The organism is Pseudomonas fluorescens, from assembly GCF_902497895.1.
In the GTDB taxonomy this organism is placed as follows: Bacteria; Pseudomonadota; Gammaproteobacteria; order Pseudomonadales; family Pseudomonadaceae; genus Aquipseudomonas; species Aquipseudomonas fluorescens_BP.
On record NZ_CABVHQ010000020.1, the window covers coordinates 1 to 15898 of the forward strand.

The window sequence follows — 15898 nt, forward strand, 5'->3', positions numbered from 1 at the left end:
ACGACCCGGCTACCGAATTTCTTGACGACCATAGAGCATTGGAACCACCTGATCCCATCCCGAACTCAGCAGTGAAACGATGCATCGCCGATGGTAGTGTGGGGTTTCCCCATGTGAGAGTAGGTCATCGTCAAGATTAAATTCCGAAACCCCTATCTGCGTATGCAGGTAGGGGTTTTGTTTTTGCGCCCGATTTACAGGAGCAGCCGGTCGACGCTCGATTGCTCGCGATGGACTCAAGGGCGGCGCGTTTGTTCAGAAAACACGCGTTATCGTTAACGTTCATCGCGAGCAAGCTCGGCTCCTACAATAGCCGTCCCAGTGCTAAGGTTCGGCCTCAGCTTTTGCATTCTTCAAGGAAGCCGCTATGCCGGACGCGACGTCACTCAATGCTGCTTTTATGGTGGTTCAAAGCAACAGCCTGGAAGAACTGCGCAGTCTGGTGATCAACGTAATGCGGCGTTATCCGCTGGCCCCCCTGGAAAATGAAATCGCCCTGGTGCAAAGCAACGGCATCGCCCAGTGGCTGAAGCTGGCATTGGCTGAAGACCCGCAAGCCGGGGATACCGGCGGCTGCGGCATAGCGGCCGCGATTGATGTGCAGTTGCCGGGCAGCTTTATGTGGCAGCTCTATCGTATGGTGCTGGGCCGTGACGAGATTCCGGCCAAATCCCTGCTGGATAAAGCCCCACTGACCTGGCGGCTGATGCGCTTGTTGCCTGCGCTGATCGATCAGCCGCACTTCGAACCCCTGCAACGCTTCCTCACCCACGACACCGACCTGCGCAAGCGCTACCAACTGGCCGAGCGCCTGGCGGATCTGTTCGACCAATACCAGGTGTACCGCGCCGACTGGCTGGAAGACTGGGCAGCCGGTCGCCATCAACTACGTAATGTCAGGGGCGAAGCCAAGGCGCTGACACCCGCCAACTGCTGGCAAGCCGAATTGTGGCGTGCACTGTTGCTGGATGTAGGTGCAGAGGGCATGGCGCAAAGTCGTGCCGGCGTTCACCAACGCTTCATCGAGCGGATCAACAGCCTGGAGACCGCCCCAAAAGGCTTGCCCTCCCGAGTGATCGTTTTCGGTATTTCTTCACTGCCTGCTCAAGCCCTCGAAGCGCTCGCCGGGTTGGCGCGTTTCAGTCAGGTTCTGCTGTGCGTACATAACCCCTGTCGGCACCATTGGGCGGATATCGTCGCCGATAAAGACCTGTTACGGCACCAATACAAACGTCAGGCGCGCAAGCCCGGAATGCCCGTGGTGCTCGACCCGCAAACCCTGCATCAACACGCTCACCCGTTGCTGGCTGCCTGGGGTAAACAGGGGCGTGACTACATCAATCTGCTCGACAGCTATGATGACCCCAACAGCTATCGTTCGGCCTTTCGCGATGGGCGAATCGATCTGTTCAGCGAAAACCAGCCGCAGAATATGCTCAACCAGTTGCAGGACGACATCCTCGAGTTACGTCCACTGAACGAGACCCGCGAGCTATGGCCCGCGCTTGATCCTGCACAGGACCAGTCGATCCGTTTTCACATTGCTCACAGCGCCCAGCGTGAAGTGGAAATCCTTCACGACCAGTTGCTCGCGCGCTTCAGCGCCGATCCACACTTGAACCCTCGCGATGTGATCGTGATGGTTCCGGATATCGACAGTTATGCGCCGCATATCCGTGCGGTATTCGGCCAGCTCGAGCGAGATGATCGACGCTTCATTCCCTTCACCCTTGCCGACCAGGGCCAGCGTGGCCGCGATCCGCTGCTGATCGCCGTGGAACATCTGCTCAAGCTGCCGGACAGTCGTTTTCCGGTCAGCGAGATTCTCGATCTGTTGGATGTTCCAGCCTTGCGCGCGCGATTCGGCATAGAGGAGCGCGACCTGCCGACCCTGCATCGCTGGATTGAAGGCGCCGGTATTCGCTGGGGCATGAATGCCGAGCAGCGCGCCGGGCTGGGCCTGCCGGATGCACTGGAGCAGAACAGCTGGCGTTTCGGCCTGCGCCGGATGCTGCTCGGTTATGCCGTAGGCAGCGGCGCTGCCTGTGACGGCATCGAACCTTACGATGAAATCGGCGGGCTGGACGCCGCATTGATCGGCCCGCTGGTGGCTTTACTCGATGCGCTGCATATTGCCCATCAGGAGCTCACCCAACCCGCGTCACCGAAAAAATGGGGCGAGCGCCTGCAAGCACTGGTACAGGTGTTCTTCCTGGCCAGTAATGAGCATGACGACTACCTTCTGGCCCAGCTCGAAGACTTGCGCGAAAGCTGGCTGGATACCTGCGAGTCGGTTGGCTTGCAGGACGAGCTGCCACTGACCGTGGTCCGTGAGGCCTGGCTGGCCGGTCTCGACCAGGGTCGGCTATCCCAACGCTTCCTGGCCGGTGCGGTAAATTTCTGCACCTTGATGCCGATGCGCGCAATTCCTTTCAAGCTTGTGTGCTTGTTGGGCATGAATGACGGTGACTACCCGCGTGCGCAACCGCCGCTGGACTTCGATCTGATGGGCAGTGATTACCGTCCCGGCGACCGCTCGCGGCGCGAAGATGATCGCTACCTGCTGCTCGAGGCTTTGCTCTCGGCGCGGGATCAGCTGTACATCAGTTGGGTCGGGCGCAGCATTCGCGACAACAGCGAGCGCCCGGCATCGGTGTTGATCGGCCAGTTGCGCGATCATCTGGCCAGCGGCTGGCGGCTGTGCGATAGCGATGAATCGCTGCTTGAGGCCATGACCCAGGAACATCCACTGCAACCCTTCAGTGCACGTTACTTCCATGAAGGCGACGAGTTGTTCAGTTACGCTCGGGAGTGGCAGTTGCTGCATCAGCCATCGGCAGAAGCCAGCGAACTTCCAGCACTCGCGGCCTACCACCAGGAGGAGCCGCTGAGCCTGGGCTTGCTGCAGGACTTCCATCGAAATCCGCTGCGACATTTCTTCAGTCAACGGCTCAAGGTGTTTTTCGAAGCCGCCGAGGTGCCGCTGGCGGATGAAGAACCCTTTGTCCTCGATGCATTGCAACGCTATAGCCTGAGCGACAGCTTGCTGGAAGCCGCCCTTGGCCATGGGGATCAGCCGGATCAGGCGTTGGCAGCCCAGGCAAAACGCCTGCAGGGTTGCGGTCTGTTACCGATGGCCGGGTTTGGTGAACGCCTGCAACAGGAGCTGATCGAACCTTTGCCGGACTTGCTACAGCGCTATCAGCAGCTATTGGCGTTATGGCCGACACCCCTCAACAGTGCCTTGCCAGTCAGTCTGGAGCTGCACGGGATCGGCCTCGAAGGCTGGCTCAGTGGTCTGCATCAACGCAGTGATGGCGGACTATTGGCTGTCACCACCATCCCCAACAGCATTGGTTCGATCAAGACCCGCAAATGGCATCGGCTGACCCGAGCCTGGGTCAATCATCTGGCGGCCTGTGCCAGCGGGTTGTCGATGACCACGGCCCTGGTGGCCAGTGACGACACCTTGTTGTTGCCTCCCCTGGAACAGAACGCAGCCCTGAAAACCTTGGGCGATCTGTTGCAGGCCTGGCAATTCGGCATGCGTCAGCCATTACCGGTCGCGGTAAAAACCGCCTTCGCCTGGCTGGGTCAGAGCGATCCGCTCAAGGCCGAGGCGGCTGCGCGCAAAGCCTATGAGGGTGACGGTCAAACCACCGATGGCGAGCGTCGCGAAAGCCCGGCCCTGGCCCGGCAATTCGCCGATTACAACGCTCTGGTGGCTGACGAAACCTTCGCCACCTGGTGCGACGCCCTTTATCGCCCGCTGCTTGAAGCCCCGTGGCGCTCATTGGCCACTGAGGAGGCTCGCGCATGACCACAAAAACACCTCTGGCATTGGCTTTTCCCCTACATGGCAGCCAGCTGATCGAAGCCAGCGCCGGGACTGGCAAGACCTTCACCATTTCTGCGCTCTATCTGCGCCTGGTGCTCGGCCACGGTGGCGAGCCCGCAGGCTTCGGCTGCGAGTTGCTGCCTCCGCAGATACTGGTGGTGACCTTCACCGACGCCGCGACCAAGGAGCTGCGTGAGCGTATCCGCACCCGTCTGGCCGAAGCGGCGCGGTTTTTCCGCGATGAGACGCCGGCACCGGATGACCTGATCAACCAGTTGCGCGAGGAATACCGCCCGGAGCAATGGCCCGGCTGTGCCAATCGCCTGGACATCGCGGCGCAATGGATGGACGAGGCGGCCGTCTCGACGATCCACAGTTGGTGTCAGCGCATGTTGCGCGAGCACGCCTTCGACAGTGGCAGCCTGTTTACCCAGACCCTTGAAACCGACCACAGCGACTTGCTCGGTGAAGTGCTGCGCGATTACTGGCGGCTGTTTTGCTACCCGATGCAAGGTGATGCACTGAACTGGGTGCGGGCCAACTGGGGTGGCCCGGCCGCCTTGTTGCCGCGAGTCCGCGCGCTGTTCGCCAGCGAGCGCGGCAACGAACACGGGAAAGCACCGGCCGAGGTGATTGCCGAATGCCTGCAAGAGCGCCGCGAAGCCCTGGTGCAGCTCAAGACGCCCTGGCTGCAATGGGCGGCCGAGCTGCGGGATATCTGCCTGCAAGCGGTCGCCAGCAAGGCCGTCGATGGGCGCAAGATGCAGGCGCGCTACTTCGAGCCCTGGTTCGAGAAAATCAGCACCTGGGCCGCGGATGAATCCCAGGAACAACTGGATATCGGCACCGGCTTCAGTCGCCTGACGCCGGACGGCATGGCCGAGGCCTGGAAAGGCCAGGCACCGAGCCATCCCGGGCTGGACGCAATGCCCGGGCTCAAAGCCAGCCTGGATGCCTTGCCGAGCCCGGATGCGGCGGTCCTGCAACATGCTGCGCAGTGGGTCGGTGCGCGTTTTGAGGAAGAGAAGCGCCGTCGCGCCGAGATGGGCTTCGACGACATGCTGCTGCGCCTCGACGCGGCACTGCAAGCCGACGGCGGCGAGCGCCTGGCGACCTTGATCCGCGAGCAATTTCCGGTTGCGCTGATCGATGAATTCCAGGACACCGACCCGGTGCAGTACCGGATCTTCGAGAGCATCTACCGCATCGAAGACAACAATCCCGACAGCGGGCTGTTCCTGATCGGTGACCCGAAGCAGGCGATCTACGCCTTCCGCGGCGCCGATATCTACACCTACCTGCGCGCGCGCCAGGCCACCACTGGCCGCTTGCATACCCTGGGCACCAACTTCCGCTCCAGCCATGGAATGGTCATGGCGGTGAATCATGTATTCGAGCGCGCCGAGTCTCGTGAGCTCGGGCGTGGTGCGTTTCTGTTTCGGGAAAAGACTGGCGAGAATCCGGTGCCGTTTCTGCCCGTGGCGTCTCAGGGACGCAAAGAAGTCTTGCAGATCGATGGCCAGCCACTGCCGGCATTGAACATTTGGCAGTTGTCCGCAGACCAACCATTATCCGGCGTAGTTTACCGCCAGCAACTGGCCGCCGCCTGCGCCAGCGAAATCGTCACGCTGCTCAATGGTGGTCAACAGGGCCGAGCCGGGTTTGCTCAAGACGGCAAGGATTTTCGAGGCCTGCTCCCGGCCGATATCGCGATTTTGGTACGCGACGGCAAAGAAGCCCAGGCGGTGCGCGCCGAGCTGTCCGCCCGAGGGGTGCGCAGTGTTTACCTGTCGGACAAGGACTCGGTATTCGCCGCCCAGGAAGCCCATGATCTGTTGGCCTGGCTCAAGGCCTGCGCCGAGCCGGATGTCGAGCGACCGTTACGTGCGGCATTGGCCTGCATCACACTGAACCTGCCACTGGCCGAGTTGGAGCGCTTGAACCAGGACGAGCTGGCCTGGGAAGCACGGGTCATGCAGTTCCGCGGTTATCGGGCAATCTGGCGCAGCCAGGGGGTGCTGCCGATGTTGCGCCGTCTGCTGCATGACTTCCAGTTGCCTCAGGCGCTGATTGCTCGCAGCGATGGCGAGCGGGTGCTGACCAATCTGCTGCACCTGTGCGAGTTGCTGCAGCAAGCCGCCGCCGAACTCGATGGCGAACAAGCCTTGATCCGGCATCTGGCCGAGCATCTGGCGTTGTCGGGGCAGGCGGGCGAAGAGCAGATTCTGCGGCTGGAAAGTGACGAGCAATTGGTCAAGGTGGTCACTATCCACAAGTCCAAGGGTCTTGAGTACCCCTTGGTGTTTCTGCCGTTCATCTGCTCGGCCAAACCGGTGGATGGCAGTCGCTTGCCGCTGCATTACCACGACGCCACGGGCAAGGCGCAAGTGTCGCTGAAACCGACCGCCGAGCTGATTGCCCAGGCGGATGAAGAGCGTCTGGCCGAAGACCTGCGCTTGCTCTACGTGGCACTGACTCGTGCGCAACACGCTTTGTGGTTGGGTGTCACAGACCTCAAGCGCGGCAATAACAACGGTTCGGTCCTGCACCTTTCGGCGCTGGGCTATTTGCTGGGGGGTGGCGCGCCCCTGACCGAGTCGACCGGCTTGAGCCGCTGGCTGGAAGACTTGCAGCAAGGCTGCGCGGCGTTGAGCTATAGCGAAATGCCCGAAGCCACCGCCGAGTGCTTCCATCCGCCGCGCAACGAAGCACGCTTGCTCGCCCCGCTGATCCCCAAACGCAAGGCTGCCGAGAACTGGTGGATCGCCTCCTATAGCGCCCTGCGCATTGGCGAGCGCATGAGTGCCGGCAGTGACGAAGCACCGGAAAGCCCGCAAGCGCAGAAGCTCTTCGACGATGAGCGACTCGATCCGGATGCTCCCCGGGAAGTCATTGCCAGCGGTGGCGATATCCACCATTTCCCCCGTGGACCGAACCCGGGGACCTTTCTCCACGGCCTGCTGGAGTGGGCCGGTGACGAAGGTTTTGCCGCGGATCGACAAAGTATCGAGGACGCCATTGGCCGGCGCTGCAACCGCCGTGGCTGGGAAGGCTGGATCGGCACCTTGAGCGACTGGTTGCTGCACTTGCTGCAGACGCCATTATCGATCGGCACCGGACAACCGCCCGTGGTGTTCGGGCAACTGACCCAGTACCGGGTCGAGATGGAATTCTGGTTCGCCAGCCATAAAGTCGACGTGCTCAAGCTCGATGAACTGGTGCGTCAATACACCCATAACGGCGTGGCCCGGGTGGCGGCCGAACCGGTATTGCTCAATGGCATGTTCAAGGGCTTTATCGACCTGACGTTCGAGCACCAAGGGCGTTACTACGTAGCCGATTACAAATCCAACTGGCTGGGCGTCGATGATTCGGCCTACACCGAGCAGGCGATGGAACAATCGATTCTCGACAACCGCTACGACCTGCAATACGTGTTGTACCTGCTGGCCCTGCATCGCCAACTCAAGGCGCGGCTGGCCGATTACGATTACGAGCGGCACATGGGCGGGGCGCTCTACCTGTTTTTACGTGGCACCCAGGCCGCGAGCCGGGGCGTGTATTTCAGCCGTCCGCCTCGGGAATTGATCGAACGTCTGGACCGGCTGTTCCAGGGCAAAGCGGAACAACCCAAGGCCGAACCCGCCTGGGAACAGGGAGTATTGCTATGAAGCGTTCCTTTGCCGATTTGCTGCCAACATCGCTGGCCGCGCAAAGCCTGGCCGAGCTGGCGCCCTTGAGTCGAGCCGAGGATCTGCTGCTGTTGCTGGAGCGCTGGGTCGAACGCGGCTGGCTGAGGGCGCTGGACAAAGCCTTTGTGGCCTTCCTCCATGAACTGGAACCCCTGGGCGACCCGCTGGTGTTGCTGGCGGCGGCGTTGACCAGCCATCAACTGGGCCACGGGCACGTCTGCCTGGATCTGTTCGAGACCCTCAAGGCGCCGGACTTCGCCCTGTCGTTACCGCCGGAAGGCGAGGTGCCGAGCGCTGCCATGGTGTTGCCGTCGCAACTGCTCGAGGCCTTGGAAGGCGCGCACTGGTGCAAGGTCCTGGCCTTGAGCAAGTTGGTCGCGCTGGCCGTCGATGCCAGTGACGAGGCGCAACAGCGGCCAATGGTATTGTCCGGCAAGCGTTTGTATTTGCGCCGTTACTGGGCTTACGAACGGCGCATCGACAGCGCCCTGCGTCAACGTCTGGCGGCCGACGAAACAACCCCCGATGATCTGCCGGAGCGCTTGAGCAGCTTGTTCGGTGCGGCCAGCAGCGAGGCGCCGATCGACTGGCAGAAACTCGCTTGCGCCCTGGCCACTCGCGCAGCCTTCAGCATCATCACCGGCGGTCCCGGCACCGGCAAGACCACCACTGTGGTGCGTCTGCTGGCACTGCTGCAGGCGCCAGCGGTGGAGTCCGGCAAACCGCTGCGCATCCGCCTCGCCGCACCCACCGGCAAGGCCGCCGCACGCTTGACCGAATCCATCAGCCAGCAGGTTCGTACCCTCGCTGTCCCGCAAAACGTGCGAGACAAGATCCCCACTGAAGTCACCACCGTCCACCGCTTGCTCGGCAGCCGTCCGGGCACCCGGCATTTTCGTCACCATGCCGGCAACCGCTTGCCGCTGGATGTGCTGGTGGTCGACGAAGCCTCGATGATCGACCTGGAAATGATGGCCAACCTGCTCGACGCCTTGCCGGCCCACGCCCGGTTGGTATTGCTCGGCGACAAGGACCAGTTGGCCTCGGTGGAGGCCGGTGCGGTGCTCGGCGATTTGTGCCGCGATGCCGAGGCCGGCTGGTACAGCCCGCAGACCCGCCAATGGCTGGAGTCGGTCAGCGCTGAAAGCCTGAGTGCCAGCGCTTTGCACGAAGACACCGAAGGTGCTCATCCGTTGGCCCAGCAAGTGGTGATGTTGCGCCACTCGCGGCGTTTCGGTGAGGGCAGTGGCATTGGCCAGCTGGCCCGCTGGGTCAACCAGCAACACGCCGATGAGGCACGCAAACTGCTGGCCGCCCGCAGTCATGCCGATGTGTTTTCGCTGGCGCTCAAGGGCGAACAGGATCGCGCTCTGGAGCAGCTGGTGCTGGAAGGACAGGGCGAAGGTCCGCAGGGGTATCGGCATTACCTGAGCCTGCTGCGCACTCAACGCCCGGCAGTCGATACCGCGCTTGAGGATCCGCGCTGGATCGAATGGGCGCGCGAGGTGTTGCAGGCGTTCGACCGCTTTCAGTTGCTCTGTGCGGTGCGCAAGGGGCCCTGGGGCGTCGAGGGCTTGAACCTGCGCATTACCGGCGCGTTGCTCAAGGCCCGGCTGATCGACAACGACCAGCAGTGGTACGAAGGCCGCCCGGTGCTGATGACCCGCAACGATTACGGTCTGGGCTTGATGAATGGTGACATCGGCATCGCCCTGAAACTGCCGGAACGCGAGGGTCCACAGGCCGGTAAACAGGTGCTGCGCGTGGCATTCCCGCGCAACGATGGGCAGGGCGGTGTGCGTTTTGTCCTGCCCAGTCGGCTCAATGATGTGGAGACCGTGTTCGCCATGACCGTGCACAAATCCCAGGGCTCCGAATTCGCCCACACCGCGTTGATTCTTCCGGATGCGCTGAACCCGGTACTGACCAAGGAGCTGATCTACACCGGGATTACCCGCGCCAAGGACTGGTTCAGCCTGATCGAGACACGACCCGGGGTGTTCGAAGAAGCGGTGCGGCGCAAGGTCAAGCGCCTGAGCGGGTTGATGCTGGAACTGGGGTGATATCGCGCCCGGGCACATTTCCTGTGCCCAGGGCGCTTACTGTGGCGAGGGGGCTTGTCGGAACGCCGCATCGCCCCGTTCGGCTGCGCAGCAGTCGTAAAACCTGATGGTGCGGTCCGCCTGATGTAATGCGGTTGCAGGTTTTAGGGCCGCTGCGCGACCCAGCGGGGGCAAGCCCCCTCGCCACAGGTTATGTGCCCGGCTCCTATATACAGTGAGGGCCTGCCTCCAAACCTGGCAATCTACCCCGCCATCGCCAACGGCATTTCAGGCGCAGCAGGCAGTCCCATAAAGCGTCGAACCCGCTCCCCTTCCTGCTCATTGCGTATGGCGTGCGGGCTCGCGTCCAGCTGAATATGCCCGCCTTCCATGAAAATCACCCGATCGGAAATCGACATCGCGAAGTCCATCTCGTGGGTCACGATCAGCATGGTCATGCCTTCCCTGGCCAAATCGCGGATCACGTTCAATACGTCGCCCACCAGCTCCGGATCGAGGGCAGACGTCGGTTCGTCGAACAGCATGATCTGCGGTTCCATGGCCAATGCCCGGGCAATCGCTACCCGTTGCTGCTGGCCGCCGGACAGCTGATGCGGGTATTTGTGGGCGTGGGCCAGCAGGCCAACCTTATCCAGCAGCGCATAGGCCCGCTGTTCGCTCAAGGTTCTGGCACTGCCGTGGAAGCGCGGCGCCAGGGTGATGTTGTCGAGAATGCAGCGATGGGGGAACAGGTTGAAGCTCTGGAACACCATCCCGATATGCCGCACACCCTGACGGACTTTCGTGCTGTGGAGGTTGTCGCCAGCGTTGATGAAGCTTTCGCCAAACAGCATGATTTCACCTTGATCAATGCTCTCAAGGCCATTGATGGTGCGAATCAGCGAGGTCTTGCCCGAGCCGGAAGGACCGATGATGGACACCACCTGACCGCTGCCGATCTTCAGGTCGATGCCCTTGAGCACTTCATGGTCGCCGTAACGTTTATGAATGTCCTGCAAATGCAGGATCGAGTCCGCGCCGGAGTCCTTCTGTGTGCGAGCCACAGTGACCTGCGACGAGATGGCCGACTTGAGTTCGGCCACGGCGGCGTCATCGAGGGTTTTCGGCTTGCGTTGATTCAAGTCCAGCGAGTGTTCCAGGCGCTGCAACAACCAGCCGAACACACTGACGATCAGCACGTAGTACACCGCCACCGCCGCCAGGGTTTCCATCACCAGGAAGTTTTGCGCGTACAGGCGTTGGCCGACGGTGAGCAGTTCGGTCAGGGAAATCACCGAGATCAGCGACGTCAGTTTCACCACGGTGATGTATTCGTTGATCAGGGTCGGCAACGAAATACGAAACGCCTGGGGAATCACGATCAGCCGTTGCATCCCCACCAGACCGATACCCAAGGCCCGACCGGCTTCTTTCTGGCCTTTGGCGACCGAGATCAGGCCGCCGCGATGGATTTCCGCCATGTACGCGGCTTCGGTCACCACCAGGGCGAACAGTCCGGAATAGAATGGGTTGGACAACACCGAACCGGTGGCTGGAAACAGCTGCGGCAGGTTGTAGACAAAGACCACCAGCACCAGCAGCGGAATACTGCGAAAGAACCAGATGTAAACCGCCGCCGGTGTCCTCAGCCAGGCCGCGCTGGACAGCTTGGCCGAAGCCAGTAAAAAGCCCAGCAGCATGCCGATGAACCACGCCAGGGCGCTGAGTTCAATGACCGTGACGCAGGCATGCCAGAAGCTCGGAAGCGAGAACAGGGAAAAGAAGTAGGACCATTCGAATTGCATAAATACCTCTAGCCTTATGTCGCTGAAATCATGGCGAGCGCTGCATCCGTACGTGGCCCGGTTCGGTCACGGGCAAGCCACGTTCCCCAGGAAGATGTGGCTGCCCGCGAAGTTCTTCAATCAGCTACTGGTTCCAGGTTGTACTTGCTCAGGATCGTTGCGTACTCGCCGCTTTTCTTGACTTCAGCGAAGGCCTTGAGCAGCGCCTGATAGGCCTCGTCGTTGCCTTTCTTGACGAAGATGCCGAGGGTCTGCTGATAGACCGGGTGTTGAGTGGTCACCTGCACTCGACCTTTGGTGCGTTCGGCGATCATCTTCGCGGCACCAGCGATTTCCAGTTGGGCCTGGATGTTTTTCGACAGCAGCGCCTGAGTGACTTCCGGTGCCGACGGGTATTCGCTCAGGCTGATGGCGCCCTTGTTGTTCGGCACGCAGTAGTTGGTCGAAAGCTTCTGTAATTCGCCAACCCAGGTGGTGCCCTGTTCCAGTCCGACTTTCAGGCCGCAGAGGTCTTCCGGGGTTTGCGGATTCAGGCCGCTGTCTTTCGGAACCATGATCGCCGCGCCGGTTTTCGCGTAGGCAATGGTCATGGCCTGAGTCTGGCGTTCCGGGGTGATGTACATGCCGGAGATGATTGCGTCATAGCGCCCGGCATTCAGGCCAAGGATCAGGCTGGGAAACTTGGTGTCGACGAACTCGGCTTTCGCTTGCAGATGTTTGGCCAGAGCGTGACCGAGCTCCGGGTCGGAACCAACGACGTTTTTCTCGGCATCGTAGGACTCGAAGGGTGGGTAGGTGATTTCCATGCCGATTTTCAGCTGGCCCGGCGTCGCGGTAGTGGCAAGGCTGGCAGTGGCGCAAAGCAGGCTGGCGGCGAGCAGGGTCAGGCGCGATTCGGTGTTTTTAGTGAACATGTTCAGTGACTCCAGGGTAGGGAGGTAGTGGCCGACGACAGGGTTCAGGAAGGCTGCGCCTGGTTTTTCAAATGGCCGAAGCTCGATGGCTTGCGGGCCTTTTCTGGAAGCTGGATGTCGCCAGCTTCGACCCGCTTGCGCAGGTATTGGTAAGTCTGCAAAGCCTGGCCGTACATGTGTTCGCCGATAGCGATCGGTTCATAGTCGTGTTCGGCTTTGGCAAAGCCGGGCAGCGGTTTGATCTGGGTATGGAAGTCGCAGGCGTAGAACAGCGGGAAGGAGTAGCGCTCTTCACTCACCGTGCGCACGCGGTGAGCGGTCGCCACGAAGGCGCCAGCGGTCATGACTTCGAGCATGTCGCCGATGTTCACCACGAAAGCGCCTGGAATGGGCGGCGCATCAATCCATTGGCCAAGATCGTTCATCACCTCCAGCCCCGGTTTGTCAGCCAGCAAAATGGTGAAGCACTCGTAGTCGGTGTGCGCGCCGATACCGGGCGCATCCTGGACCGTGTCGTCGAAGGGGTAGTGGATCAGCCGCAGCTTGGATGGCGGGCGGGTGACCATGCTGTCGAAATAGTCTTCTTCCAGGCCCAAGGCCAGGGCAAAACCACCGAACAGCCGTTGGCCGAGGGCGAAGATCGCCGCGTAGTAGGCCTGCACCGCTGCCTTGAAACCAGGGAGCGACGGCCATTCATTCGGTCCGAGCAGCGGGGTGTTGGCCAGCACCAGCGGGTCGTTGGCCGGGACTTCGAAGCCGATATCGAACGCTTCCTTGTGATCCGGTTTGCCCTTGGCGTAAACCTCTTCGCCTTCCGGGACATACCCTTTATGGGTCTTCGAGGTGCCGATGTAGTGCTGCATCTTGGTGTCGAACGGCTGAGCGAAATAGTCCTTGGCCGCCTGACGCAAGTTGGCGATCAGCTGCGGCTCAATGCCGTGGCTGGTGATGTAGAGAAAGCCGACGTCGCTGGCGGCCGCCCCGAGCTGCTCGGCGACGGCCAGGCGATGTTCCAGTTCGATGCTGAACAGGCCGGCGATATCCACCACCGGAATCCTGTTGAAGTTGGCTTGGGCCGGACTGTTATTGATCTTCTCAGGCATGACGCAAAAACCTCACAGCAGGGTTGAGTGGTTGAAGCGATCGAAGTGTTCGCGCTCGGTCCTGGCCATCCAGGTATTCAGCGACCACAGGTCGGCGACCGGCACATTGGTGAAGGGCAGGTGATGCAAATAGCCGTCGGCGCCGAACTCTGGGGTCAAGGTGCTGACCTGATAGCCGCGAGCCTGCTGGGAGCGCCAGATGGCTTCCCAGTGCTGTTGATGGAAGGCCAGTTCCCGGGCGTATTCCGGGGCAGCGGGATGGGGCACCTGCGGGCCCTGGTCATAACCGACCCGGGCCTGGATGTGGTGCACGCGGTCGACGAAGGCACTCAGGTCATCCGCCGGGTCATTCAACAAGCGCTCGCAGGTAACGATCCAATGGCTGATATCACTGGTGAACCGCAGGTCGGGCAGTTGCCGGATCAGCTCAAGGGTCAACCAGGGGTTGAACAGCGAACGCGAACGGTGGGTTTCGTAGCTGCAGATTTGCCCGTGCTTGCGCGCAAGTAGAATGGCCTGACCGAAGAACTCCACCTGCTGCGCCAGAGGCCAGCGGTCATTGCCGCCCAGCACATTGACGAAGCGTGGGTTGAGTTCGGCGGCCCAGGCGAGTTTTCGGTCCAGATCAAGGAGGTGTTCGGCGGGCGCTGCGGATTGCTCCGGCAGTACGTCATAGGCGGTAAACACCGTGCTGATATAACCGACTCGATTGGCCTGTAGAAAAGCGCCGAACTCGGCTCGCTCGCGGGGTTCCAGTGGCAGGCGGGCTTCCATGCCGTCGAAGCCGGCGTGCAGTAACTCATCGAGTGCCTGAGCCTTGCTCGCGGTATAGCCCCAGAGGGTACGGAATATTTCAAGTTTCATCGGCGAACCTCCACGATTCCTTCAACTACTCAAGGCTCGACGGCGGTCCATGACCGGATCGGGCTGTTACGGCAGTAGTAAAAGTTTCCATGAGCCGGATCTCTGGGTATCCGTTCTCACTCGATCGTTGTTAATTTTTATTGTTATCAGGGCCGCTGGCGGCCGCAGGTACGTTGGCGCCGATGGTAGGCAGGACGCAGGGCCGGGAAGAATAGGAAACTCAAAATTGTTACTTCAGACTTTTCTAAACAGTTAGTCGCCTATCTATGAGCGCAGTTTCGTGAAGGTTTCAGCGGCTGTGCTACCGTTTGGGCATCGCCCTGACGATTGAAGAGAATTCCTGCATGGAAGTGGACGCAAACGCCGGTCCCATGAAGCTCCTGCGCCAACACAGCCGTCCCACCCTGCACTCGGTCATCGGTCGCGGGCATTGGATCGTTGCGTGGGTGGCGGTGGCCATGACCAGCCTTTCCTTGAGCCTGCTCGGCGTTCTGGCCTTACGCGTCTATGCCGATCACAACCTGCATTTGATTGCCCGCTCGATCAGCTACACCGTCGAAGCCGCGGTGATGTCCGACGACAAGGTCGCGGTCACTGCAGCACTGGCGTTGATCGCCTCTACCGAAGAGGTCGCGCAGGCCCAGGTCTTCGATGCGCGCGGACGATTGCTGACGCGTTGGCAGCGACCGGAATCCGGACTGCTCTCTGAGCTGGAAATGCAGATCGCCCGGGCCTTTCTGGAAAAATCGATCACCCAGCCGATTTTTCATCAGGGCCGGGAAATCGGCAGCATCCTGCTCATTGGATACGGCGGCAGTCTGCTGCGCTTTTTGCTCAGCGGTCTGGCCGGCATTTTGTTGTGTACTGCCGTGAGTGCCTGGGTTGCGTTGTATCTGGCGCGCCGTCAGATTCGAGGAATCATCGCTCCGCTGCGCCATCTGGCCAGTGTCGCCCACGGGGCGCGCATTGAACGCGCTTTCGACCGGCATGTGCCAGCGGTCGAAATTGCCGAGTTCGATAGCCTGGGCAACGACTTCAATGCCTTGCTCGATGAAATGGAAACCTGGCAGACGCGCCTGCAAGACGAGAACCAGTCACTGGCCCACCAGGCCAGCCATGACAGCCTCACCGGCCTGCCGAACCGGGCGTTTTTCGAAGGCCGGCTGATCCGTGCGTTGCACAATGCGAAGAAGTTCGACGAGCGGGTCGCGGTGTTGTTTCTCGACAGTGATCAGTTCAAACGCATCAACGACAACTTCGGCCACGCAGCCGGTGATGCGGTATTGGTAGCCGTCGCTACTCGGGTCAAAGCGCAATTGCGCGAAGAGGATCTGGTGTCGCGTCTGGGCGGTGACGAGTTCGCGATTCTGCTGCCGTCCCTGCACAACAACGAGGACGCCGAGCGCATTGCCGAGAAGATTATTGCCAGCATGGACCTGCCGGTGCAGCTATCGGGCAGCACCTCTATCCTGACCTCACTGAGTATTGGCATTGCCATCTACCCCGATCATGGCGCTTCCCCAGGCGCCCTGCTCAATGCCGCCGATGCGGCGATGTATCAAGCCAAATGCCTTTCCCGAGGCGGGCAACACACCGCGGGAGCGGACCTCCCGGCTGCCAATGTGCAAACCGGGGGCTAA

At 61.0% G+C, this 15898-nt stretch carries 8 protein-coding genes and 1 rRNA gene; 5 read left to right on the forward strand and 4 right to left on the reverse strand.

The annotated features are described in order from the left end of the window. The first annotated feature begins 20 nt into the window (after nucleotides 1–20). From rrf to recD, 4 genes are all read left to right on the forward strand, one after another. A 5S ribosomal RNA gene (gene rrf, locus F8N21_RS12310) occupies nucleotides 21–136 on the forward strand. A 231-nt stretch (nucleotides 137–367) separates the two neighbouring features. After that, complete coding sequence (recC, locus tag F8N21_RS12315; RefSeq protein ID WP_150642405.1) at nucleotides 368–3820, forward strand: exodeoxyribonuclease V subunit gamma; 3453 nt, start codon at nucleotides 368–370, stop codon at nucleotides 3818–3820. Then, nucleotides 3817–7509 (forward strand): exodeoxyribonuclease V subunit beta, encoded by a 3693-nt coding sequence (gene recB / locus F8N21_RS12320; RefSeq protein ID WP_150642406.1) that lies wholly within the window; start codon nucleotides 3817–3819, stop codon nucleotides 7507–7509. Before recC ends, recB begins: the two co-directional genes overlap by 4 nt. After that, complete coding sequence (gene recD / locus F8N21_RS12325) at nucleotides 7506–9593, forward strand: exodeoxyribonuclease V subunit alpha (RefSeq protein ID WP_150642407.1); 2088 nt, start codon at nucleotides 7506–7508, stop codon at nucleotides 9591–9593. The genes recB and recD overlap by 4 nt, the downstream gene beginning before the upstream one ends. Nucleotides 9594–9835: 242 nt before the next feature. On the opposite strand, the gene F8N21_RS12330 is transcribed toward recD, so the two are convergent. The 4 genes from F8N21_RS12330 to F8N21_RS12345 all read right to left on the reverse strand — a co-directional run bounded on the left by F8N21_RS12330 (nucleotide 9836) and on the right by F8N21_RS12345 (nucleotide 14258). After that, entirely contained in the window at nucleotides 9836–11377 is a 1542-nt protein-coding gene (locus F8N21_RS12330) for an amino acid ABC transporter permease/ATP-binding protein (RefSeq protein ID WP_150642408.1), read from the reverse strand. Between the two features lie 116 nt (nucleotides 11378–11493). Continuing rightward, entirely contained in the window at nucleotides 11494–12291 is a 798-nt protein-coding gene (locus F8N21_RS12335) for an ABC transporter substrate-binding protein (RefSeq protein ID WP_150642409.1), read from the reverse strand. 44 nt (nucleotides 12292–12335) lie between these two features. Further along, the gene (locus F8N21_RS12340; protein WP_150642410.1) at nucleotides 12336–13394 is read right to left on the reverse strand and encodes an isopenicillin N synthase family dioxygenase; all 1059 of its coding nucleotides are present in this window, start codon (nucleotides 13392–13394) and stop codon (nucleotides 12336–12338) included. Nucleotides 13395–13406: 12 nt separating this feature from the next. Further along, the gene (locus F8N21_RS12345; protein ID WP_150642411.1) at nucleotides 13407–14258 is read right to left on the reverse strand and encodes a sugar phosphate isomerase/epimerase family protein; all 852 of its coding nucleotides are present in this window, start codon (nucleotides 14256–14258) and stop codon (nucleotides 13407–13409) included. Between the two features lie 371 nt (nucleotides 14259–14629). Here F8N21_RS12345 and F8N21_RS12350 point away from each other — a divergent pair, with 371 nt between their 5' ends. Then, nucleotides 14630–15898, forward strand: coding sequence for a diguanylate cyclase domain-containing protein (locus F8N21_RS12350; RefSeq protein ID WP_150642473.1), 1269 nt, complete (start codon nucleotides 14630–14632; stop codon nucleotides 15896–15898).